Annotated in this window: 21 protein-coding genes; 15 read left to right on the forward strand and 6 right to left on the reverse strand. The window is 63.0% G+C overall.

From position 1 onward, the window contains the following. Window positions 1-273 precede the first annotated feature (273 nt). The 3 genes from AMK05_RS10550 (at window position 274) to AMK05_RS10555 (ending at window position 1,038) form a co-directional block, all read left to right on the forward strand. The gene (locus AMK05_RS10550) at window positions 274-531 is read left to right on the forward strand and encodes a DUF982 domain-containing protein (RefSeq protein WP_064838407.1); all 258 of its coding nucleotides are present in this window, start codon (window positions 274-276) and stop codon (window positions 529-531) included. Window positions 532-631: 100 nt separating this feature from the next. After that, window positions 632-802, forward strand: a complete 171-nt coding sequence (locus tag AMK05_RS34500; protein WP_164735986.1) for a hypothetical protein — start codon at window positions 632-634, stop codon at window positions 800-802. Beyond that, a complete protein-coding gene (locus AMK05_RS10555; protein WP_064838408.1) occupies window positions 802-1,038 on the forward strand; it encodes a hypothetical protein in 237 nt (78 codons plus the stop codon). The genes AMK05_RS34500 and AMK05_RS10555 overlap by 1 nt, the downstream gene beginning before the upstream one ends. A gap of 34 nt (window positions 1,039-1,072) precedes the next feature. Here AMK05_RS10555 and AMK05_RS10560 read toward each other — a convergent pair whose 3' ends face one another. Further along, complete coding sequence (locus AMK05_RS10560; protein ID WP_064838409.1) at window positions 1,073-2,332, reverse strand: MFS transporter; 1,260 nt, start codon at window positions 2,330-2,332, stop codon at window positions 1,073-1,075. A 124-nt stretch (window positions 2,333-2,456) separates the two neighbouring features. After that, on the reverse strand, window positions 2,457-3,959 hold the full coding sequence (locus AMK05_RS10565) for an FAD-dependent oxidoreductase (RefSeq protein ID WP_064838410.1): 1,503 nt from the start codon (window positions 3,957-3,959) through the stop codon (window positions 2,457-2,459). 44 nt (window positions 3,960-4,003) lie between these two features. On the opposite strand from AMK05_RS10565, the gene AMK05_RS10570 reads away from it, so the two are divergent. Further along, entirely contained in the window at window positions 4,004-4,516 is a 513-nt protein-coding gene (locus tag AMK05_RS10570) for a MarR family winged helix-turn-helix transcriptional regulator (protein WP_064838411.1), read from the forward strand. A gap of 87 nt (window positions 4,517-4,603) precedes the next feature. Next, the gene (locus tag AMK05_RS10575; RefSeq protein ID WP_064838412.1) at window positions 4,604-5,083 is read left to right on the forward strand and encodes a DUF2938 domain-containing protein; all 480 of its coding nucleotides are present in this window, start codon (window positions 4,604-4,606) and stop codon (window positions 5,081-5,083) included. A 210-nt stretch (window positions 5,084-5,293) separates the two neighbouring features. On the opposite strand, the gene AMK05_RS10580 is transcribed toward AMK05_RS10575, so the two are convergent. The 3 genes from AMK05_RS10580 to AMK05_RS10590 are packed head-to-tail and all read right to left on the reverse strand — an operon-like array spanning window position 5,294 to window position 8,287. Then, on the reverse strand, window positions 5,294-5,935 hold the full coding sequence (locus tag AMK05_RS10580; RefSeq protein ID WP_064838413.1) for a ThuA domain-containing protein: 642 nt from the start codon (window positions 5,933-5,935) through the stop codon (window positions 5,294-5,296). 17 nt (window positions 5,936-5,952) lie between these two features. After that, the gene (locus AMK05_RS10585) at window positions 5,953-7,053 is read right to left on the reverse strand and encodes a Gfo/Idh/MocA family protein (protein WP_064838414.1); all 1,101 of its coding nucleotides are present in this window, start codon (window positions 7,051-7,053) and stop codon (window positions 5,953-5,955) included. Window positions 7,054-7,087: 34 nt separating this feature from the next. Next, a complete protein-coding gene (locus tag AMK05_RS10590) occupies window positions 7,088-8,287 on the reverse strand; it encodes an ROK family transcriptional regulator (protein WP_064838415.1) in 1,200 nt (399 codons plus the stop codon). A gap of 198 nt (window positions 8,288-8,485) precedes the next feature. Here AMK05_RS10590 and AMK05_RS10595 point away from each other — a divergent pair, with 198 nt between their 5' ends. The 10 genes from AMK05_RS10595 (at window position 8,486) to AMK05_RS10640 (ending at window position 19,445) form a co-directional block, all read left to right on the forward strand. After that, on the forward strand, window positions 8,486-9,790 hold the full coding sequence (locus tag AMK05_RS10595) for an ABC transporter substrate-binding protein (RefSeq protein ID WP_064838416.1): 1,305 nt from the start codon (window positions 8,486-8,488) through the stop codon (window positions 9,788-9,790). Between the two features lie 79 nt (window positions 9,791-9,869). Beyond that, a complete protein-coding gene (locus tag AMK05_RS10600; protein ID WP_064838417.1) occupies window positions 9,870-10,808 on the forward strand; it encodes a carbohydrate ABC transporter permease in 939 nt (312 codons plus the stop codon). Beyond that, entirely contained in the window at window positions 10,801-11,649 is an 849-nt protein-coding gene (locus AMK05_RS10605; protein ID WP_037138761.1) for a carbohydrate ABC transporter permease, read from the forward strand. Before AMK05_RS10600 ends, AMK05_RS10605 begins: the two co-directional genes overlap by 8 nt. A 23-nt stretch (window positions 11,650-11,672) precedes the next feature. Then, window positions 11,673-12,746: an ABC transporter ATP-binding protein gene (locus AMK05_RS10610; RefSeq protein WP_064838418.1), complete on the forward strand. Its 1,074-nt coding sequence runs from the start codon at window positions 11,673-11,675 to the stop codon at window positions 12,744-12,746. Between the two features lie 47 nt (window positions 12,747-12,793). Continuing rightward, the gene (locus AMK05_RS10615) at window positions 12,794-13,558 is read left to right on the forward strand and encodes an SDR family NAD(P)-dependent oxidoreductase (RefSeq protein ID WP_064838419.1); all 765 of its coding nucleotides are present in this window, start codon (window positions 12,794-12,796) and stop codon (window positions 13,556-13,558) included. Window positions 13,559-13,573: 15 nt separating this feature from the next. After that, window positions 13,574-14,266 (forward strand): FadR/GntR family transcriptional regulator, encoded by a 693-nt coding sequence (locus AMK05_RS10620; protein WP_237352210.1) that lies wholly within the window; start codon window positions 13,574-13,576, stop codon window positions 14,264-14,266. Window positions 14,267-14,467: 201 nt separating this feature from the next. Then, entirely contained in the window at window positions 14,468-15,274 is an 807-nt protein-coding gene (locus tag AMK05_RS10625) for an SDR family NAD(P)-dependent oxidoreductase (RefSeq protein ID WP_064838421.1), read from the forward strand. 30 nt (window positions 15,275-15,304) lie between these two features. Next, a complete protein-coding gene (locus AMK05_RS10630; protein WP_064838422.1) occupies window positions 15,305-16,261 on the forward strand; it encodes an ABC transporter substrate-binding protein in 957 nt (318 codons plus the stop codon). Between the two features lie 159 nt (window positions 16,262-16,420). Then, on the forward strand, window positions 16,421-18,403 hold the full coding sequence (locus tag AMK05_RS10635) for an ABC transporter permease (RefSeq protein ID WP_064838423.1): 1,983 nt from the start codon (window positions 16,421-16,423) through the stop codon (window positions 18,401-18,403). Further along, complete coding sequence (locus AMK05_RS10640) at window positions 18,396-19,445, forward strand: quaternary amine ABC transporter ATP-binding protein (RefSeq protein ID WP_064838424.1); 1,050 nt, start codon at window positions 18,396-18,398, stop codon at window positions 19,443-19,445. The genes AMK05_RS10635 and AMK05_RS10640 overlap by 8 nt, the downstream gene beginning before the upstream one ends. A 30-nt stretch (window positions 19,446-19,475) precedes the next feature. Here the strand turns inward: AMK05_RS10640 and kdgD are convergent, their stop codons facing one another. Beyond that, window positions 19,476-20,402 carry a 5-dehydro-4-deoxyglucarate dehydratase gene (gene kdgD / locus AMK05_RS10645; RefSeq protein ID WP_064838425.1) on the reverse strand — a complete coding sequence of 309 codons (927 nt, stop codon included), beginning with the start codon at window positions 20,400-20,402 and terminating at the stop codon, window positions 19,476-19,478. Between the last annotated feature and the right edge of the window lie 10 nt (window positions 20,403-20,412).

Here is a 20,412-nt window from a genome sequence, read left to right on the forward strand (position 1 = left end):
AGTCGAATACGTTGCTATAAATTCTATAGAATACTCGGCAAAAGTGGGATTTTAATGAGTGGATCGGGAAGGCAAGCCTGATATTTACCATAATCTGTCGATTGGTAACTGAGTGCGAGTTTCTCGGCGCCGATCGGGACGCCGCGAGCATTGCATGTTCTGAAAGCGCCTGGTTGGAGGGGGCGAAGAGCATGCCGGTTCCCGGCCGCTCCACGGCACGCAAATTGCATCGTTAACTCGTAAGCCCACCGAAATTGGAAAAGCTGTAGCAAAGTGAGACAGACGGCAAATTTTCGACCGGTCGGCTTGGCCTCGATAGGGCTAGGCCATTATGCCGTTATTAACTCTGTGTGGGATGCCGCGCGCACGCTGCTGCACGATTGGCCGGTCGACGACGGCGAAGACTATTTCGAAGCCGTGAAGTCATGCCTGGATGCGATTATCGGCGATCTGCCGCCGGATGAGGTGCGGGCATCCTTTATCAGGGCCGCGCAGGAAGCCGGCATCGCCGTCATCGAAGCTGCCGACTGAACGCCCGTCTGATCCGCTGTTTTCAACACCAGATCCCCTCGACTTGACTTTGTCGGAAGGAAGTCTAATATAGAACAAAACAGGAACATTGGAGATGGTCATGACGCATACGGAACAGGTGATCGCCAACGCCCTAGCCCTTGTCGAAGCATCCCGTGCGGCGCGCGAGCGCGATCAGTTGCGCCGCGCTGCCTGGCAGAAAAAGGTCGAACTCAGCCGGCCGCTCCCGCCCTTGCCGCGTCCGGTCCAATTGCCATTGGCGCTGAACTGATGCAGCCGGCAAAGATCCAGGAGCCAGATCCAGCATGGCCCGATCCCGTTTGGCCCGATCGTGCTTGGGAAGTCGAAGCCGTGCTGGCCTGGCATGACGACAACGCCAAGGCGGCGATCCGCTCGCTGCTCGATGACTGCAAACATCTCCGCCAGCAACTGGCACTGGCGGAGCGGGCAATGAGCCGCGGGATGACCCGCGGCTGGAAGCCGCGATACGAGCGCGACATCCTCTGAAAGGTGCCGGCAGTATCGGAGCCCGCAGCGCGCGTCAGCCGCCTGTGGTCTCCGGATCAATCCGGCGCAACCGGCTGCCGGCGATGACGGCGCCGGTGAGCGTGATCGCCACCACGGCGCCGATCCAGGCGCCATACAGGCTCTGCCCGAGAATGACGCCGGCAAGGACCGGGGTAACGATCTCGGTGACGGCGACAAGCGACTGCGTTGCGCCCATGACCACGCCCTGACGTCGCCTGGGAACATGCACGGAGAGGGCTGCGACGAACGTCGGCCGCGCCAGGGCCACGCCGGTGCTGATGAGCAGCACTGAGAAGGCGAGGGTGGGGATATCGGCAGCGAGACCGGCGGCGACATAGCCGATCGCCAGAATGGCAAAGACCAGGACGATCAGGCCGCGTTCGGAGAAAGACGCGCCGAGCCATTTTAAAAGGAAAAACTGAACGAAGATGTTGATCGCGCCGTCGGCGGTGAGCAGATAGCCCAGCTCCTTCGGGCCGAAGGCATGCTCGTTCCAGCTGAACGTGTCCTGGAGAAAGACGGCGAGCTGGGAGCTGAACATGCCGTATGAGAAATAGTGGCAGAGAAGAACGACGATCAGCACGCGAATGACCGGCGAGGCGAGGAGGGTTCGAAAGGAGATATTCTCGCCGATCGCCCCGGCCTCTTCGCCGTCGTCGCCGAGCCGACCGGGCGGATGAGCGCCCCTCAGCCAGAGACCTGTGACGCAGAGGCTGGCCGCCGACAGGCCCAACGCCGCCCAAATCGGCGCGGTCAATGAAATGTCGGCGAGATAGCCGGAGAGGCTCGACCCGATCATTCCGCCAAGACCGAGGCCGGCGCTCAGTAGGCCGATGGCCTGGCGCCGGGTGGCGGGGCTGCTGTTGTCGGCGGCATAGGCTGCCGCCGCAGAAAAATTGGCGGCGGTAAGCCCGAGCAGGATCCGCGCCAGCAGCACGAAGACGACGCTGCCGGCGAGCGCCAGCAGCAACAGGCTGACGAGTGCGCCGGCCTGGCTGGCGAGCAGGATCCTCTTGCGCCCGAAACGGTCGGAAAGCTGCCCGAGCCATGGCGCGGCAACGAACTGGCTGAGCGCTTCCGCACCGAGAACGAACCCGAGAAGCAGAGGTGATGCCCCCAGCTCCCTGAGAAAGAAGGGCAGGATCGGCAGGATGGCGCCGCTGCTGGCGGCATCGAGGCTGACGATGATGAAAACCGGCAGCATCAGCCGCCAGTCAAGCCGCTGTGGCACAGTCTCTACGGCCGTGTCGGTCGAACACAGTTCGTCGCTCATCAAATTTGTCTCTCATTGACGGTAAAGACCGGCCGACGCGCGCGCCGACCCCAGCAATCCGCGCAGACGGGTGACGGCCCGGCGTTCGAACTGCAGACTTCATGGAGTTCCCGCGGCCTGGCGCTCAGGCATCATGCTCGAAACCGGCGTTTGCGAGATAGGCTTCCAGCGCCCAGGTATCGGCCGAGGCGACGATGGCGCCGATATAACCATCCGGGCGCACCAGCACCCAGTCTCCTGGGGCGAGAGCATAGGTCTCGCGGAAGTGCCCGCCATTGTCCAGGAGATCGCCGCGCCGGCCGATCCCGTGGATGTCCAGCCCCGGGCGAGGCGGCACGGTGAGTTGCCCGACCTCATAGCCGAGCAGCGTCCAGTGGGTGCCTTTGAACAGGTCGAACAGACGCCTCGGCTGGCCGGCCGCACCCGTCAGCGGCGCGTCGGGCGCCCGGTCGCCGGCCGGCAGACCGCCGCGCCGCGCCGGCTTTTCCAGCGCGAGGGAAGATTCGGGATAGCCGATATCGAGCTGATGGACCTCGCGGCCGCGCCTGATGTCACCGCGCTTCAGCGCATCGAGAAGGCTGGTGGCAAGACCGAGCATCGCCGCCGCGATCGGGCGGCGCTCTTCCTCATAGCTGTCGAGCAGCGCATCCGGCGCGCCGCCGGCGACCGCCGCCAGCTTCCATCCGAGATTATAGGCGTCCTGCACGCTGGTATTGAGACCCTGGCCGCCGGTCGGCGGATGCGTATGGGCGGCATCGCCGGCCAGGAAGACGCGGCCGAGCCGGTAGCGATCGGCAAGCCGGGCATTCATGTGGAAGGCCGACGCCCAGGAAACCGAGTGGACGTGAATATCGTCGCGGCCGATGCGCTCCGCCACCAGTGCGGTCAGACCCGCCGCGGAAAGATCGATCTCGCCTTCAAGCGGGATCGGTCCCTGGATCTGGAACAGCTCCGTTCCGGCGAGCGGGCAAAGCCCGATCTGCCGCTGCATGTCGCCTTCGCCGAACCGATGCCAGGCGTCGCGATCGAGACCCGTCAGCATGACATCGGCGACGATGGCGCGCACGCCGAGCGTCTTGCCGGGAAAGCCGATATCAAGCGCGTGGCGCACGAAGCTGCGCCCGCCATCGGCGCCGACCAGCCAGCGCACGCGGATGGCTTCCTCGCCGGATTGGCTCTTGAGCCGTGCCGTCACGCCTTCCTTGTCCTGCTCGAAGCCGATGAGTTCGCATCCAAATTCTGGACGGTGCCCCAGCTCGATGAGGCGTTCCCGCATCGCGGCTTCAGTGAGGAATTGCGGCACCATCAGCGGAAGATGATAGGGCTCGGCCGGCGTCGGATCCTCGCGCAGCACGGCGTCGGACTCTGTGAAGCTTCCGTCGTCACTGTATACCCGCTGGCGGGGATAGAGGCCGCCGAGTGCGACGATGCGGTCGAGGATGCCGAGATCCTCAAAGACCTCCTGCGTTCTTGGTTGGATGCCCTTGCCGCGCGAGCCGCGGAACGGGTCGTTCAATTTCTCGATCAGGCGAAAGCTGACGCCGCGCCGGGCCAGCTCGATCGCCAGCGTCAGGCCGGCAGCACCGGCGCCTGATATCAGCACGTCGACTGTAGAATTCTGTGTCATCGCCATCTCCATGTGTGTATTATGCACATAATTGGAGAATCGATATGGCGTCAAGAAATAATGTGCAAAATACACGCATGTCCGAAAAGCTTCGTGAGTTGCATGGGGCTTTGATCGAGATTGTCAGCGTCATGAACCGGCCGCAGCGCGACGAGCAGATGGTCCGCGAGGCGGGAATTTCGCTCGATCGTGCGCTGTTTCCGCTGCTGGTCACGGTGGAACGCCTCGGCCCGATCGGCGTGGTCGAGCTCGCCGACCGCGCCGGGCGCGACTACACCACCGTCAGCCGTCAGGTCGCCAAGCTCGAAAGCCTCGGTCTGGTGGAGCGCCGGGGAAGTGCCGCCGATCGCCGCGTGCGCGAGGCGGTCATCAGCCCGAAAGGCAAGGCGATGACCGACCGCATCGACGTGGCACGCGAAAGGATCGGCCGCGCCATCTTCGAGCGCTGGGACGAGCACGACTTCAACGAGCTGGTGCGGTTGATGCGCAAGTTTGCAGAGGATATCAGCGGCGATACCGTCGGCAGCGCGTCGATCCCGCATGCCGACAGCGAATGAAAGTGGAGCGTGCGAAGCCATTGCACCGGCCTGTCTGGAGTGCTTTTCTTGGCACCTCTGCAATTCAACGCTCTCCGGTGATTCCCAATGTTCGAAATTCTGTGGCGCGGCCTGGCGATCGGCGCCGGCGCAACCATCCTTATGGACCTTTGGGCGATCGTGCTCACCAAGGTCTTCGGCCAGACGCCGCCCAACTGGGCGCCGGTCGGCCGCTGGTTCTGGCATCTCCGCCGCGGCAAGGTCTTTCACGACAGCATCGCCGATGCCGAACCCTATGCCAATGAACTGGCGCTCGGCTGGTTCAGCCATTACGCTGTCGGCATTGTCTATGGCGTGATCTTCGCCCTCGTCATGGGGCAGGGCTGGCTCGCCGCCCCGACATTCCTCCCCGCCTGGATCTTCGGCATCGTCACCGTCGGGGCAGGGTGGTTCCTGCTGCAGCCGGGCCTCGGCATCGGCTGGGCCGCTTCCAAACATCCGACCCCGAACAAGGTCCGGTGCTTCAATCTGCTGGCGCATACGGTGTTTGCATTGGGGCTTTATGGGACGGCGTTGATTCTGCGCTGAGATTGCCAAAAACCCCTCCCCAACCCCTCCCCACAAGGGGGAGGGACTAAGCTGTGGTGTCTGGCGGCGAGCGAAAGCAGAGTCGTATTGGCTGGTTGCCGTTCGACAGATTGATACGATAGAGTTTATGTGAAGCGGTGCCGCATCTTAGTCCCTCCCCCTTGTGGGGAGGGGTTGGGGAGGGGTCTTTTGGTTCCCCGAAGCCCTATTTCAGCGCGCCGCCCAATTGGCGCCACGGCGGAAGATCGTCTTCATCTCGGGCACGTCGAACTCCTTGGCCTGATGGCCGAGCGAGGAATAGAAAACCCGGCCCTCGCCGTATTTGCGCTTCCAGACGACGGGCATGACGACGCCGTCGATCCAGTAGGCGTGCTCGCCGGTGAATTTCGTCGTCGCCAGAACCTCGTTCGAGGGGTCGACATGCATGTAATATTGCTCTGACGTATAGGGGAAATCGGCAATCCCCTCCATCAGCGGATCGTCCGGCCGGGTGATGTTGACGGTATAGTCGATGATGTTGCCGGGGTGGGCCACCCACTGGCCGCCGATGATGAACTGATAGTCGACGGAGTCGCGGAAGGCATCGCCCGCGCCGCCGTGATAGCCGGCGATGCCGACGCCGCTCTCGATGGCGGCGGCGAGGTTCTTGACCTCTTCCTTCTCGATCTTCGACATCGTCATGATCGGCACGATGAGGCTGAGATCATGCACGGACGGGTCGGCCAGCGCCTCGGTGCCATGTTCGAGATAGACCTTGAAGCCGTCCTCCTCGAGCATGGTCTTGATGATTTCGGCGCATTCCTGCGGCTCATGGCCGCTCCAGCCGCCCCAGACGATCAGTGCTTCACGCATAGTCATTCCTCCTGAAATTATTTCGCCAGCCGTCCGTCGACGATGGATTGCGATAAGGGGGCAGGGCGCTCCACGGCCGTTGAGATCGCCACCGTCCGGCCGGTCGCAGACGCGGTGTGGAAGGCTTCCATGACCTCCAGCACATGCAGCGCCAGATCGCCATTGGCGCGATGCGGCCGGTTGGAGCGGATCGCATGGGCCAAGTCGGCGACGCCGAGCGAGCGATAATTGCCATCGGCATAGGGAGATGTGAGGGGCTGATCCTCGAATTGGCCGCCCTTCCTGAGATATTCGACAGGGCCCTCGAATTTGTTGGGATCGGGCACGATAAGCGTGCCCTCGGTGCCGTAGACCTCGAGCGGCACATGCTTGTGGCCGGCGACGTCGAAGCTCATGGCGATCTGGACGACGGCGCCGCCCGCAAAAGCCATCATCCCGGCGACGTGGGTCGGCACATGCACGGGAATACGCTCACCGTTGCGCGGTTCGCTTGATATCAGCCGTTCGGCCCGCGGCGTCGTCGCAAAGCCGGCCACTTGAGCGACCGGCCCGAGCAGATTGACGAGATCGGTGATGTAATAGGGACCCATGTCGAGCATCGGCCCGCCGCCAACTTCGTAATAGAAGGCGGGATTCGGATGCCAACGCTCATGGCCCGGGCACATGAAGCTCGCCGAGCCGCCGACCGGCCGGCCGATCACGCCCTGGTCGATCAAGGCACGGGCAGTCTGATGGCCGCCGCCGAGGAAGGTGTCAGGGGCTGCGCCGATGCGCAGATTCCTGGCCTTGGCGGCCTCCGCCAATTTTTTCCCTTCCGCGAAATTAATCCCGAGCGGCTTTTCCGAATAGGTGTGCTTGCCGGCCTCGAGCGCCTGCAGCGCGACCGTGACATGGGCTTTCGGGATCGTGAGATTGACGATGATTTCGACCTTGGGGTCGGCGAAAAGCTCCTCGACCGTTCTGGCGGGAACGTTGAATTCACGCGCCTTGGCTTCCGCCAGTTCCCGGTTGAGATCGGCGACGCCGCGGATGTCGAGAATGGGAAAGGAGGCCATCGCTTTGAGATAGGCGCCCGAAATGTTGCCACATCCGATGATGCCGATACCGACTCTTTCCATGAATTCCTCCATCTGATCGTGATTGTGACACCCGTCAGAGTGCCGGCCCGGTGGTGCTCCAGGGCGATTCGTAGAGTTCGTAGAGCGCCACCGCAGCGGCACCCTGCGCCCAGAAATCGTCGCTCGAATCGTCGAAGACGAGTTCGCTCACCCCCTTCAGTGAGGGCGGAATGGCGAGCGCATAGGCGTCGCGCAGGCTGTTCAGGAATGGCTCGCCGAGCGCCAGGCTCGACCCGACAAGGATGACCCGCGGCGGCGCAAATAGCGTGACGATATTGGCAATGGTCAATCCCACCGCTTCGCCGGCGCGGATGGCGGCGCCGATCAGCCGGTCGTCATCGGCCTTGATCAGGGCCTGGGCATGCGTCATGCCGCGCCCGAGCCGGATGGCTTCGGCAAAACGCCCATCGGCCTGCTGTTCGCCGAGGATGGCGCTTTCGCCGGCCTGGCTGAACAGCCGCACCACGCCGCTCGGCCCCATGCCGAGCACCAGGTCACCGAGATTGTGGCTGAGACCGCCGGCGCCGCGAAACAGGCGGTTGCCGTGTAGCACCCCGAGCCCCAGCGTCTGCTCCAATGAAATCAACACCATATCCTCGAGATCGCGCGCTTTGCCGAACCAGTGGTGGCCGAGCGTGATGGCATGCGCATCGCTTTCGACGATGGTCGGCGTCGACAACCGCGTCGACATCTCGGCGGCGAAATTGACATTGGTGTCCCGGAAGATCGGGCTGCTTCTGATGTAGCCGGTGCGGTGCTCGATGACGCCGGGAAAGCCGAGGCAGACGCTGTCGACATCCTCAAGCGACAGCCCGGCATCGACGACGCAGCGCCGCACGCCATCCTCGACCAGATCGGCGATGACGCCGATCGGCTGCCGGTCGAGGCGGATCGGCAAAGCGAGTTTCGACAGCACGTCGCCGCGGAAATTGGTGACGACGAAGACCATCCGGTTGGCGGCGATCTTGCCGCCGACGACGCGGGCGGCATCAGGATTGAGCTCCAGCGCCACGCGCGGCCTGCCGCGCACCGCCTCGTTGCGGATATCGCCTTCGTGGCGCGGCAGGATCAGCCCGTCGTCGAGCAGCGAGGCGGTGATGGCGGAAACCGTGGTGGTGGAGAGTTCGGTGCGTTCGCTGATCTCGATGCGCGAGATCGGACCGTGGCGCCGGATGGTATCGAGCACGTTCAAGCGATTGATCGCGCGCATCAATTCTGGATCTGCGGTCTTCATGAAAAACTAGCCGGCATCGTTCGTTGGGCGGAACCCAATATTTTTAACGGGTTACGAAATAAATAGCAGGCAATCCCGTGAGGCTGTCAAGCGCATTTGGTAAAAATAGCGGTAATTGGGTTGACATCCGGCAAAAGCTCCGTTGAATTAATCCGCATTGGGGAAAAATTGTGAGGATAGGTCCCCGGGAGGAAAATCATGAATTTTATGCTGAAGAACGCCGCTTTCGGCGGCAGGCGCATCGTATCCATGGCCGCGGCAGCCGGCATGTTGCTGGCGGGAGCGGGTGCCGCCTCCGCGACGACGGTGGTCAAATGGCTGCATCTCGAGCTCGACCCGAAAAACGTCGCGGCCTGGGAAGACATCGTCAAGAAATACGAAGCCCAGCATCCCGACGTCGACATCCAGATGCAGTTCCTCGAAAACGAGGCCTTCAAGGCCAAGCTTCCCACTCTGCTGCAATCCGACGACGTGCCGGATTTCTTTTTCAGCTGGGGCGGCGGCGTGTTGAAGCAGCAGTCCGAGACCGGCGCGCTGCAGGATGTGACGGCAGCCCTTGATGCCGATGGCGGCAAGCTGCGCAAGGCCTATACCCCGGCCTCGGTCGACGGCTTGACCTTCGAGGGCAAGACCTGGGCTATTCCCTACAAGGTCGGCCTAGTCAGCTTTTTCTACAACAAGGCGCTGTTTGCCAAGGCTGACGTCAAGGCCGAGGACATCAAGACCTGGACTGATTTCCTCGCGGCGGTGAAGAAGATCAAGGCGGCCGGCATCGTGCCGATTGCCGGCGGTGGCGGCGAGAAATGGCCGATCCATTTCTACTGGAGCTATCTCGTCATGCGCGAAGGCGGCCAGAAGGTCTTCGACGCCGCCAAGAACGGCGAGGGTGAAGGCTTCCTCGATCCCGCCATCATCAAAGCCGGCGACGATCTTGCCGAACTCGGCAAGCTCGAGCCTTTCCAGCCCGGCTATCTCGGCGCCACCTGGCCGCAGACGCTCGGCGTCTTCGGTGACGGCAAGGCTGCGATGATCCTCGGCTTTGAAGCGACCGAGGCCAACCAGCGCAAGAATGCCGGCGACGGCAAGGGGCTTTCCTCAGACAATATCGGCCGTTTCGTCTTCCCGACGGTCGAGGGCGGCGCCGGCAAGCCGACCGATACGCTCGGCGGCCTGAACGGCTGGGCCGTCACCAAGAAGGCCTCCAAGGAGGCGCTGGATTTCCTCGCCTTCCTCACCAACGCCGAGAACGAGCGGGCGATGGCCAAATCAGGCATGCTTCTGCCCGTGGCCGTCGGGGCCGATGATGGCGTCGTCAACCCGCTGCTGGCCGAATCGGCGAAACAGCTTGCCGGTTCGACCTGGCATCAGAACTTCTTCGACCAGGATCTCGGTGCGGCCGTCGGCCGTGTCGTCAACGACGTCTCGGTGGAAATCGTCTCCGGCCAGATGAACTCCAACGATGGCGCCCAGATGATCCAGGACGCTTTCGAGCTGGAACAATAACCAGCGCCCGCAGAGCCTTCCCGGCGCTCCCGATCAAGCGGAGCGCCGGCATTGCTGCCGACGAACGAAAGCAGGACCAATGGCCAATATTTCAGTCCCCTCGATAACGACTGCCGCAAGGCCGGCACGCAGAGCCGCAAACAGCAGGAGTTCGGTCGCCCACGACCGGCTGGCGGTGCTCTTGCTCTTTCTGCCGCCGGCGCTGCTGCTCTTCACGCTTTTCGTCATCATGCCGATGGGCGAGGCGGCCTGGTACAGCCTCTACAAATGGAATGGCTACGGCACGCCGACCGAGTTCATCGCGCTCCGCAATTTCCAGGTGCTGTTCCGCAACGCGGCCTTCACCCAGGCGCTGGTCAATAATGGCCTGATCATCGTCATCTCGATCTGCATCCAGGTGCCGCTCGCCATCTGGCTTGCCACGATGCTCGCCCACCGCATCCCGGGCGTCGTCGGCTACCGGCTGATCTTCTTCCTGCCCTATGTGCTGGCCGATGTTGCCGCCGGCCTGATCTGGCGCTTCGTCTATGACGGCGATTACGGGCTGTTTGCCGCCGTTTCCAACTTCTTCGGCTTCGCCAATCCCTATGTGCTTGCCGACAAGGATGTGGCGATCTACGCCGTGCTCGGCGTCATCGTCTGGAAATATTTCGGCTTTCACATGATGCTGTTCATCGCCGGGCTGCAATCGGTCGACAAGAGCGTGCTTGAGGCGGCCGAAATCGACGGCGCCACCGGCTGGCAGAAATTCCGCTATGTCACGCTGCCGCTGCTCGGTTCGACCTTGCGTCTGTCCATCTTCTTCGCCGTCGTCGGTTCGCTGCAGCTCTTCGACATGATCATGCCGCTCACCGGCGGCGGCCCGTCCAACTCCACCCAGACAATGGTCACCTTTCTCTACACCTATGGCGTCATGCGCATGCAGGTGGGTCTCGGCAGCGCCGTCGGCGTCGTGCTCTTCATCATCTGCGTGACGCTCGCCTTCGGTTACAAAAGGATCTTCATGCGCCATGACTGATATGAGCTCTTCCATCCGCATGCGCGCCTCGACCCGCATCTACCTCTACGTGTCGCTGACCCTGATTGCCGCCATCGTGCTGATCCCGCTGCTGACGACGGCGCTCGGCGGCTTCAAGACGCTGGGCGACCTGCGCACCAATCCCTTCGGCCTGCCGACGGAATGGCAGTGGGCGAATTATACCGACATCCTGTTCGGCGAGCGTTACTGGCTGCAGATAGGCAATTCGCTGATCATTGCAGCGCTCACCGTGCTGCTGACGCTGATCGTCTCGTCGATGGCGGCCTTCGCCTTTGCCCATGTGCGCTTCTTCGGTTCGTCCTTCCTGCTCAATTATTTCCTGCTCGGGCTGATGTTTCCGGCAGCGACCGCGATCCTGCCGCTGTTCATCCGCATCCGCGATCTCGGCTTGTTGAATACCTATTGGGGCGTGGTGCTGCCGCAGGTGGCCTTCGGCCTCGGCATGAGCATCCTGTTGTTCCGGAACTATTTCCGCAACCTTCCGGAAGAATTGTTTCAGGCGGCCTTCGTCGATGGCTGCGGCTATCTCCGGTTCTTCTGGCATATCTCGCTGCCGCTCTCCCGGCCGATCGTCGCCACCGTCAGCATCATCTCCTTCGTCGGCAGCTGGAACAGCTACATCCTGCCGCTGATCATGCTGAACTCGGAATCGAAATATCCCTGGCCGCTCGGCATCATGGTCTATCGCGGCGAATACGGCACGGAATGGCAATTGGTGCTGGCCTTCATCACCCTGACCATCCTGCCGACTATCATCGTCTTCTTCGTCGCCCAGCGGCACATCATCGCCGGCCTGACCGCCGGCGCCGTCAAGTCCTGAGCCGAACTATTGGAGCTGCAATCATGGCATCCGTTTCACTGCACGATGTAACCAAGGCCTATGGCGCCGTCGACGTCATCCACGGCATTTCGCTTCATATCGAGGATGGCGAATTCGTCGCCCTGGTCGGCCCGTCCGGCTGTGGAAAATCGACGCTGTTGCGGATGATCGCCGGCCTTGAGGAGATCACCGATGGCGAGATCGCCATCGGCGGCAATATCGTCAACGCCATGACACCGCGCGAGCGCAACATCGCGATGGTCTTCCAGTCCTACGCGCTCTATCCGCATATGACGGTCGCTGAAAACATGGGCTTCAACCTGAAGCTCGCCGGCGTCGCCAAACCCCAGATCGAGGCCCGCGTTGCCGAGGCCGCCCGCATGCTCGATCTTGCCGCGCTGCTCGACCGCAAGCCGGCCCAGCTTTCCGGCGGCCAGCGCCAGCGCGTCGCCATGGGCCGCGCCGTCGTCCGCAACCCGGCCGTTTTCCTGTTCGATGAGCCGCTCTCCAACCTCGATGCGAAGCTGCGCGTGCAGATGCGCTCGGAGATCAAGACGCTGCACCAGAAGGTGAAGACGACCTCGATCTATGTCACCCATGACCAGATCGAAGCAATGACGCTCGCCGACCGCATCGTCGTGCTCAATCAGGGCAGGGTGGAGCAGTCGGGCACGCCGCTCGAACTTTACAAGAAGCCGGCCAACCTCTTCGTCGCCGCCTTCATCGGCTCGCCGGCGATGAACATGCTCGACGGCACGGTGGAGGGTCAAAACGGCGCGCCCGCCGCCCGCCTCGAAGATGGCACGGCGATCCGTATCGCGCCCGACCGCCGGGTCAGGCCCGGCCAGGCCGTCACCATCGGCCTGCGCCCCGAACATCTTATTCCCGGCCTGTCGGCCGGCACGCCGCTTGCCGGCCGCACCATGCTGGTGGAACCCACAGGCGCCCAGACCCATGTGGTCTTCGACCTCGCCGGCCAGCAAGTCACCGCCATCGTCGATGGCGAATACCCCGCCCGCTACGGCACGGTGTTCGAGGCAAGCATTGCCAGCGACCAGGTCCACGTCTTCGACCGCGGCAGCGGGGTGGCTCTGTAGGCGGCCGACGCTGGACGCGTCGCGAGCAATGGTCTATAGCCTATACCATGAGTAGGCTTCAGAACAAATCGGTCCTGATCACCGGCGGCGCCAATGGCGCGGGCGCGGCGAGCGCAAAGCTGTTTGCCGAAGAGGGTGCCCGCGTCATGATCGCCGACCGGGATGCAAAAGCGGCAGGGGCGCTCGTGGCCGCATTGCAGGCCCGCAATCTCGACGTCCGTTTCGTTCATGCCGATATTTCACGGCCGGAAGAGGCTGAAGCTGCCTATCGGGCGGCCCATGAGGCTTTCGGCCGCGTCGATATCCTCTTCAATCATGCCGGCATCATCATCGTTAAACCGTTCCTGGAGTGCACGCTCGAGGAATGGGACGAGTTGATGGACAACAACGCCAAATCCGCATTCCTGATGACCCGGCTGGTGCTGCCGGAAATGCTGGAGCGCGGCAAGGGCGTGTTGATCTTCACCTCGACAACAGGCGTGCGTGCGGCGACGCATCTGGAGGCTCTCTATTGTGCCTCGAAATCGGCGATGCATCAGATGGCGCGCGCCCTGGCGGTGGAATATCGCGATCAGGGGATCAGGGCCAACCTGATCTGCCCGAGTTTCGTGCGGACCCATCATGGCGAGCATGAGATCGAACAATTGCGCAGCTATGGTGTCTTTGCGTCGGAAAACGATGTCAACGCCATGCAGGGGCGCATCTGCGAGCCGGAAGAGGTGGCGGAAGTCGCGCTCTTCCTTGCTTCCGACGCGTCCAGTTTCGTCAACGGCGCCGAGATCTTCGTCGACAATACATTCACGGCGGTGTGAATCGTGCTTTGGGGATTGAGACAAGTCGAACCGCAGGCGGCGCACGGCCTCGCCGTCGATCTGTTGCAGCGCCAGATCCATTCCGGGCTGCTGCTGCCGGCCGAGCGGCTGCCCGCCGAGCGCCAACTGTCCGACCGCTTCGGCATCAGCCGCGTGACGCTGAGAGAAGCGCTGCGGGTGCTGGAAACCAATCAATATATTACGGTTCGGCGCGGCGCCCAGGGCGGCGCCTTCGTGACCGACGAGGAGCGGCTGAGTCAGCTCGCGCGCCGCCGGATGACCCGGGCGCCGGCGACGACGATGCGCGTGGTCGAATTCCTGACCGTCAACCAGCTGGCGGCCGCCCGTCTGGCAGCGGTTCGGCGCGGTACCGCCGACCTCAAGCGCATGCGCCAGGCGATGGATATGATGACATCGGCGGAGAACGGGCCGCAGCGCAAACAGTCCGAAGCCCTGTTCTTCCTTGCCGTCGGCGACGCAGCGCAGAACCCTCTGCTGTCGCGCGCCATCGAAGACGGGCTGGCCGAGCTGTTTCTGCCCTTCGAAAAGGCGGGCTCCGAAGCGACCGCGTCCACGGCATTGAAATCCTTCGAGCATTTGTTTCAAGCGCTCGGCAGCGAGGACATCGCCTCCTCAGAGGCTGCAATGACGGATCTGCACGCCCAGCTCTGGGATACCGTCCGCCGATTGACCCGAAACGCCGCCTGATCTTTTCAGGGCGGCATGCCGAAAACTGCGCACGGTCTTCGGACGACGTCATGCTCTAACTCGTTCATACGGAATAGGATTTGGATTTCAGGTCGAACCGGCCTGAATTCATCCTGTTTCCCGTATTCAAAATGCGCTTGACAACTGCCTTCGGATTTAATGGTATTAACCTCATACCATTGATCCATTGTGGGAGGCATCATGAACGTCGCGGCGAACATGTCGAAGGAGCTGGTGGTGAACGGGCGACTGCGGGGGCGCACGGCCATCATCACCGGCGGCGCAAACGGGATCGGGCGGGCCGCCGCGCGCATGTTCGCGGCCGCCGGCGCCAGAGTGGCGATCCTCGACATCCAGGTGGAGGCCGGCCGCAGCGCTGTCGCCGAAATCGAAAAGGCGGGCGGGCAGGCGATGTTCCTGCAGACCGACGCGGCGGACACTGCGGCGGTCCGTGCCTCGCTTGCGGCAATCGTCGCCAAATGGGGCGTCGTCGATACGCTTTTCAGTCATGCCGGCACGATCATCGTCAAGTCGCTGCATGAAAGCACCGACAGCGATTACGAGCGCCTGATGAACATCAACGTTCGCTCGTCCTTCGTGGTCTGCCGCGAAGTGGTCTCGCACATGCTTGAAAACGGCGGCGGCTCGATCGTCATCACCTCGTCGATCGGCGGCGAGAAGGGTTTCGGCCTCGAAAGCCTCTATTGCATGACCAAGGGTGCCGTCCTGCAGCTCGCCCGCTCCATTGCTATCGAATATCGCGACCGGGGAATTCGAGCCAATGCCGTTTGCCCGGGCTTTGTGAAGACAGCCCACGGGCTTCGCGAAATCGACGAGCTCGACGGGCTCGGCCAGAAGTGGAACGAGGCGGACCTGCATTCGGTGCAGGGGCGGCTTTGCGAGCCGGAGGAGGTGGCGGCCGCAGCGCTCTGGCTTGCTTCGGACGAGGCGAGCTTCGTCAACGGGTTGGCGCTTTACGTCGACAACGGTTGGTACGCCAAGGGTTGAACTGCAATACAACACGAAAAGGGGAATGCAATGAAACGGCTTATCACTTCTGCAATCATGGCGCTCAGCGTCGCGAACGCCTCTCCCTCGATGGCTTTCCAGCCGGAGTCCGACCAGACGATCAAGCTGATGATCGCCGATTGGTCGTCAATGGCGATCGACACCGAGATCCTCAACATCATCCTGTCGACCTACGGCTACAAGGTGGAAAAGGTAGTCGCCGACGATACCGCCCGTTATCCGGGATTCGAGGCGGGCGACCTGACGATCGCGCTGGAGACCTGGCAGACCACGCAGAACGAGGTCTTCTCCGCATCGCTCGCGACCGGCAAGATCCTCGACATGGGCGAGCTCGGCCCGCACGCCAAGGAGGACTGGTGGTATCCGGCCTATATGGAGGAGAAGTGCCCGGGACTGCCGGACTGGAAGGCGCTGAAGAACTGCGCCGAAGCCTTCTCGACGCCGGAGACTGCGCCGAAGGGACGGTATCTCGGCGCCCCGGTGAGCTGGGGCGGCTACGACGAAGAGCGCATCAAGGCGCTGGACCTGCCCTTCGAAGTCGTCCATGCCGGCACGGACGCGGCGATGTTCGCCGAGCTGAAATCGGCCTATGAGCGCAAGGCGCCGATCATCCTGTGGGTCTACGAGCCGCATTGGGCGCCGACGGTCTTCGAGGGCTCGTTCATCAAATTCCCGCCCTATGAGTCCGCCTGCTATTCGGATCCGTCCTGGGGCGTAAACCCGAAAGCGGCCTACGATTGCAGCAAGCCGGAAGGCTGGATCAAGAAGATGGCCTGGGCCGCCGGTGAAAAGGTCTGGCCCTGCGCTTACGACATCACGCGCAAGTTCACCATAGACGGCAAGGAACTCGGCCAACTGGTCTACGAGGTCGACGTCAACGGCCGCACCGTCGAGGATGTCGCGATGGAATGGGCGAAGAAGAACGAAGCCACCTGGCGTTCCTGGGCTGCCTGCGCGGAAAAGTAGGATAGCGGTGGGAGCCGGGCGGACCCCGGCTCCCACTAAAGCGCGTCGCGTCAAACTTGATTCATGCAACGCGCTTTAGCTCTTTGTTTTGCGCATGTCGTTGCCGCAAAACCGCTTCACACTTTTGCGCGACATGCTCTATCGATTTGGGAGGACGAGATGACCCATAGCCTCGCACAGCCCAGGGAGATGACGCTTTGGCGCAGTCACTGGGCCTATGTCGCCTTGCTTCCTGCGATCATGGCTGCGGCGCTCTTTCTCCCCGGACCACTGGTGCATTTGCCCGATTGGGCGGTTCTGCCGCTGTCGGATTATGTCGGCAGAGGATTGAACTGGTTCGCGCGTGACGCGGCGATCGGAGAGGTGAAAATCGCCGACGCCACCCGGGCGCTTGCCGCAATCGCCGAGACGCCGATCCTGTGGCTGAAGATGCTGCTGGTCGACGGCTGGGTGCAAGGCGCTGGTTTCAACAAGCTGCATATCGCTCCACCCTTGAGCTGGGTCGGCGTGATATTGGTGACAGCGCTTGTCGCCTTGCGGGTCTCCGGCCGGTCCCTGGCAATGCTCACCCTGGCGGCGGGCGCCTATCTTGTCGTCTTCGGCCTCTGGGTCTCGGCGATGATCACGCTGGCCTCCGTCCTGCTATGCGTGATCACCGGCCTCGCCTTGGGCCTGGCGATGGGTATCTGGGCCTATCGTTCGCCGGGCGCGGAAGCCGGTTTGCGGGCGGTCATGAATATCATGCAGACCGTGCCGATTTTTTCCTATCTTTTGCCGACGCTGCTTCTGTTCGGCTACGGGCCGAGTGCGGCCCTGTTTGCCACGGTGGTCTACGCGCTGCCGCCGATGGTGCATGCCACCGTGCTGGCGTTGCGCTCCGTGCCCTCCGAAACGCTCGAACTGGCGCGGATGACGGGATGCAGCCGCCGGCAGACCTTGTGGAAGGTCGAATTGCCGGTGGCGATGCCGCAGCTTGCGATCGGGCTCAATCAGGTGGTGATGATGACGCTGAACATGGTGATCATCGCCTCGATGATCGGCGCCGGCGGCCTCGGCTATGACGTGTTGCGCGCGCTGCGCCGGCTCGATTTCGGCGCCGGCTTCGAAGCGGGCATGGGGATCGTTGCGCTGGCTGTCGTGCTCGACCGGCTGACGCAGGCGGCGGCCCGCAATCAGTCGACGGGCCGCCACAGGCTTTGGTGCCGCCGCGATACCGTTCTCGCCCTGGCGCTGCTTGCGGTGCCGACAGTCCTCAGCTTGGCGGTGCCGGCGCTTGCCGCCTGGCCGGCCGGCCGGACCTTGACGACGGCACCTTTCTGGAACGGCGCGGTGAGTTTCATCAATCAGACCTTCTACGGGCCGCTGGAAGCGATGCGCACCGCCATGCTGCTCGGCGTGATGAATCCCTTCCGCGATCTGCTGCAATCAGCGCCGTGGAGCGTGGTCGTGCTGCTCCTGGCGGTGGCGGCCTACGCGCTGGGCGGTCTGCGCACTGCCCCGATCGTCGTGCTGCTGATCCTTTTCATCGCACTAACAGGCTATTGGCAGGCGGCGATGTCATCGGTCTATCTGACAGTTCTGTCCGTCGCCATCGCCCTTGCCATCGGCCTGCCGCTGGGGATCTGGGTGGCGGGGCATCCGCGGCTGCACGGGCCGGTGCAATTGGCGCTCGATACGCTGCAGACCCTGCCGACCCTGGTCTACCTGCTGCCGGCTGTCATGCTGTTCCGCAATGGCGACTTTTCGGCGCTGATCGCCATTGCCTCTTATGCCATAGCGCCGGCCGTGCGTTATGGCATGGCGGGAATGGCGCATGTGCCGCATGAACGGATCGAGGCCGGGCTGATGTCGGGCTGCACGCCATGGCAGACCTTTCGCTTCATCAGCCTGCCGTCCGCCTTGCCAACGCTTATTCTCGGCGTCAACCAGACCGTGATGATGGCCTTGTCGATGCTTGTCATCGCCGCTCTCGTCGGCACGCGGGAGCTGGGGCAGGAGGTCTATACGGCGCTCGCCCGGGGACAAACCGGGCCCGGCATCGTCGCCGGTCTATGCGTTGCCTGCATCGCGCTCATCGCCGATGCGCTGTTGAAATCCGGAGCCGCGCGTGCTGCCGGGCGTGAAGGAGATGTCCATGTCTGATGCCTATCACCATTCACCGGGACGGACGGCACCTGTTGCGCTCGAAGCCAAGGGCGTCTGGAAAGTCTTCGGGGCCGATGCCGCCTCTTTCGGCCAGCGTCCCGCCTCCGCCCGCACGCCGGAAGCACTGGCCGCCGCCAAGGTCGTGGGCGCGGTGCAGGATGCGACCTTCCGGATCGCGCGCGGCGAGGTCTTCGTCATCATGGGCCTCTCCGGCTCGGGAAAGTCGACGCTTCTTCGCTGCCTCACCCGGTTGATCGAGCCCACCGAGGGTGAGGTTCATTACGACGGCGAGAATATTTTGAAACTGAACGACAAGGCGCTGGTCGATATCCGCCGCCGCCGGATGGGCATGGTGTTCCAGCATTTTGCGCTGCTGCCCAATCGCACCGTTCTCGGCAATATCGCTTTCCCCTTGGAAGTTCAGGGAATGCCGCGCGCCAAGGCCGAGGCGCGGGCGCGCGAACTGATCGATACCGTGGGACTGACGGGGCGAGAGGCCCGCTTTCCCGCCGAACTTTCCGGCGGCCAGCAGCAGCGCGTCGGCATCGCCCGTTCGCTCACCACCAATCCGGAATTCTGGTTTCTGGACGAGCCGTTTTCGGCGCTCGATCCGCTCATCCGTGCCGATCTCCAGGCCGAGGTGCTGCGGCTCCAGCAGACCCAGACGCGCACGGTCGTTTTCGTCACCCATGATCTGGACGAAGCCATTCGGCTCGCCGACCGGATCGCCATCATGGAAGGCGGGCGCATTGTCCAGATCGGAACGCCCGAAGAGCTGGTGACGCGGCCGGCGACCGATTATGTCCGCCGCTTCGTCGCCAAGGTGCCGCCGGCCCGTGTGGTTCGGGTTTCTTCGCTGATGAGCTCTGCGCAGGGACAGAATGTCGCCGGCGGAGTGAAGGCTGGTTGTACGATTTCGGAGATCGCGCCGCAGCTTGTTTCTGCCACCGGCGCTTTGCCGGTCCTCGATGCCGCCGGCAGACAGATAGGATCGCTCGACCGCCAGCGGGCGCTTGCGACGCTGGCGGCGAGCGGCTGACCGCGCGGACTTGCCGTCCGCGCGCTGCTGTTATTCCGCTGCGATCCGTCCGACGCCGTTGGCCTGGACGATCTTTTCCAAGAGCGTCAGCTCTTCCTGGGTGAGATCCGTCAACGGCGGGCGCACCGGGCCGGGGTTCTGGCCGAGCACCCGCAGCCCGGCCTTGATGATCGAGACGGCATAGCCCTTCTTGCGGTTGCGCAAGGCGACGAAGGGGAAGAAGAAGCTCTTCAGGATCTCGTCGACGGTCGCCTGGTCGCCGGTGCGCAAGGCGCCGTAAAAGCGCTGGGCCAGCGCCGGGACGAAGTTGAAGACGGCGGAGGAATAGGTCGTCACGCCGGCGGCGAAATAGGCCTGGGCGTAAACCTCATGGGTCGGCATGCCGCCGACATAGACGAGGCGGTCGCCCAGCAGGGTGGTGATCTCGATGACCTTGTCGACATCGCCGACGCCGTCCTTGAAGCCGATCAGGTTCGGGCATTCCTCGGCGAGCCGCGCGATGCTTTCGGCCGTCAGGACGGCGTTGTCGCGGTTATAGACGATGACGCCGATGCCGACCGATTGGCATACCGCCTTGACATGGGCGATCAGGCCGGCCTGCTCGGCAAACATCAGGTAGGGCGGCAAAAGCAGCAGCCCGTCGGCGCCTGCCTTTTCGGCCGCCTTGGCGATTTCGATGGCGAGCGACGTGCCGTAGCCGGTGCCCGAGATGATCGGCGTCTTGCCGGCCGAGGCCTTGGCAGCCTGGACGACCTGCGGGATTTCGGCCGGATTGAGGGAGAAGAACTCTCCCGTGCCGCCGGCGGCAAACAGTGCGGCCGCGTCATACCCCGAAAGCCATTCGACATGACGACGGTATTTTGCCTCGTCGAATGTCAGCTGATCGTCGAAATGCGTCACCGGAAACGAGAGCAGACCACTGCCGACGGCCTTCTTCAATTCAATCGGGTTCATCATGAAAGTCCTG

The sequence above is a fragment of the Rhizobium sp. N324 genome (assembly GCF_001664485.1).
In the GTDB taxonomy this organism is placed as follows: domain Bacteria; phylum Pseudomonadota; class Alphaproteobacteria; order Rhizobiales; family Rhizobiaceae; genus Rhizobium.

Excerpts from the sequence above, each read along its gene's own strand:
- AMK05_RS10640 (WP_064838424.1), top strand. The coding sequence starts at position 18,396 with ATGTCTGATGCCTATCACCATTCACCGGGACGGACGGCACCTGTTGCG.
- AMK05_RS10575 (WP_064838412.1), top strand. The coding sequence starts at position 4,604 with ATGTTCGAAATTCTGTGGCGCGGCCTGGCGATCGGCGCCGGCGCAACC.
- AMK05_RS10570 (WP_064838411.1), top strand. The coding sequence starts at position 4,004 with ATGGCGTCAAGAAATAATGTGCAAAATACACGCATGTCCGAAAAGCTT.
- AMK05_RS10635 (WP_064838423.1), top strand. The coding sequence starts at position 16,421 with ATGACCCATAGCCTCGCACAGCCCAGGGAGATGACGCTTTGGCGCAGT.
- AMK05_RS10615 (WP_064838419.1), top strand. The coding sequence starts at position 12,794 with ATGAGTAGGCTTCAGAACAAATCGGTCCTGATCACCGGCGGCGCCAAT.
- AMK05_RS10630 (WP_064838422.1), top strand. The coding sequence starts at position 15,305 with ATGAAACGGCTTATCACTTCTGCAATCATGGCGCTCAGCGTCGCGAAC.
- AMK05_RS34500 (WP_164735986.1), top strand. The coding sequence starts at position 632 with ATGACGCATACGGAACAGGTGATCGCCAACGCCCTAGCCCTTGTCGAA.
- AMK05_RS10555 (WP_064838408.1), top strand. The coding sequence starts at position 802 with ATGCAGCCGGCAAAGATCCAGGAGCCAGATCCAGCATGGCCCGATCCC.
- AMK05_RS10590 (WP_064838415.1), bottom strand. The coding sequence starts at position 8,287 with ATGAAGACCGCAGATCCAGAATTGATGCGCGCGATCAATCGCTTGAAC.
- AMK05_RS10560 (WP_064838409.1), bottom strand. The coding sequence starts at position 2,332 with ATGAGCGACGAACTGTGTTCGACCGACACGGCCGTAGAGACTGTGCCA.
- AMK05_RS10565 (WP_064838410.1), bottom strand. The coding sequence starts at position 3,959 with ATGACACAGAATTCTACAGTCGACGTGCTGATATCAGGCGCCGGTGCT.
- AMK05_RS10605 (WP_037138761.1), top strand. The coding sequence starts at position 10,801 with ATGACTGATATGAGCTCTTCCATCCGCATGCGCGCCTCGACCCGCATC.
- kdgD (WP_064838425.1), bottom strand. The coding sequence starts at position 20,402 with ATGATGAACCCGATTGAATTGAAGAAGGCCGTCGGCAGTGGTCTGCTC.
- AMK05_RS10595 (WP_064838416.1), top strand. The coding sequence starts at position 8,486 with ATGAATTTTATGCTGAAGAACGCCGCTTTCGGCGGCAGGCGCATCGTA.
- AMK05_RS10610 (WP_064838418.1), top strand. The coding sequence starts at position 11,673 with ATGGCATCCGTTTCACTGCACGATGTAACCAAGGCCTATGGCGCCGTC.
- AMK05_RS10585 (WP_064838414.1), bottom strand. The coding sequence starts at position 7,053 with ATGGAAAGAGTCGGTATCGGCATCATCGGATGTGGCAACATTTCGGGC.
- AMK05_RS10580 (WP_064838413.1), bottom strand. The coding sequence starts at position 5,935 with ATGCGTGAAGCACTGATCGTCTGGGGCGGCTGGAGCGGCCATGAGCCG.
- AMK05_RS10600 (WP_064838417.1), top strand. The coding sequence starts at position 9,870 with ATGGCCAATATTTCAGTCCCCTCGATAACGACTGCCGCAAGGCCGGCA.
- AMK05_RS10625 (WP_064838421.1), top strand. The coding sequence starts at position 14,468 with ATGAACGTCGCGGCGAACATGTCGAAGGAGCTGGTGGTGAACGGGCGA.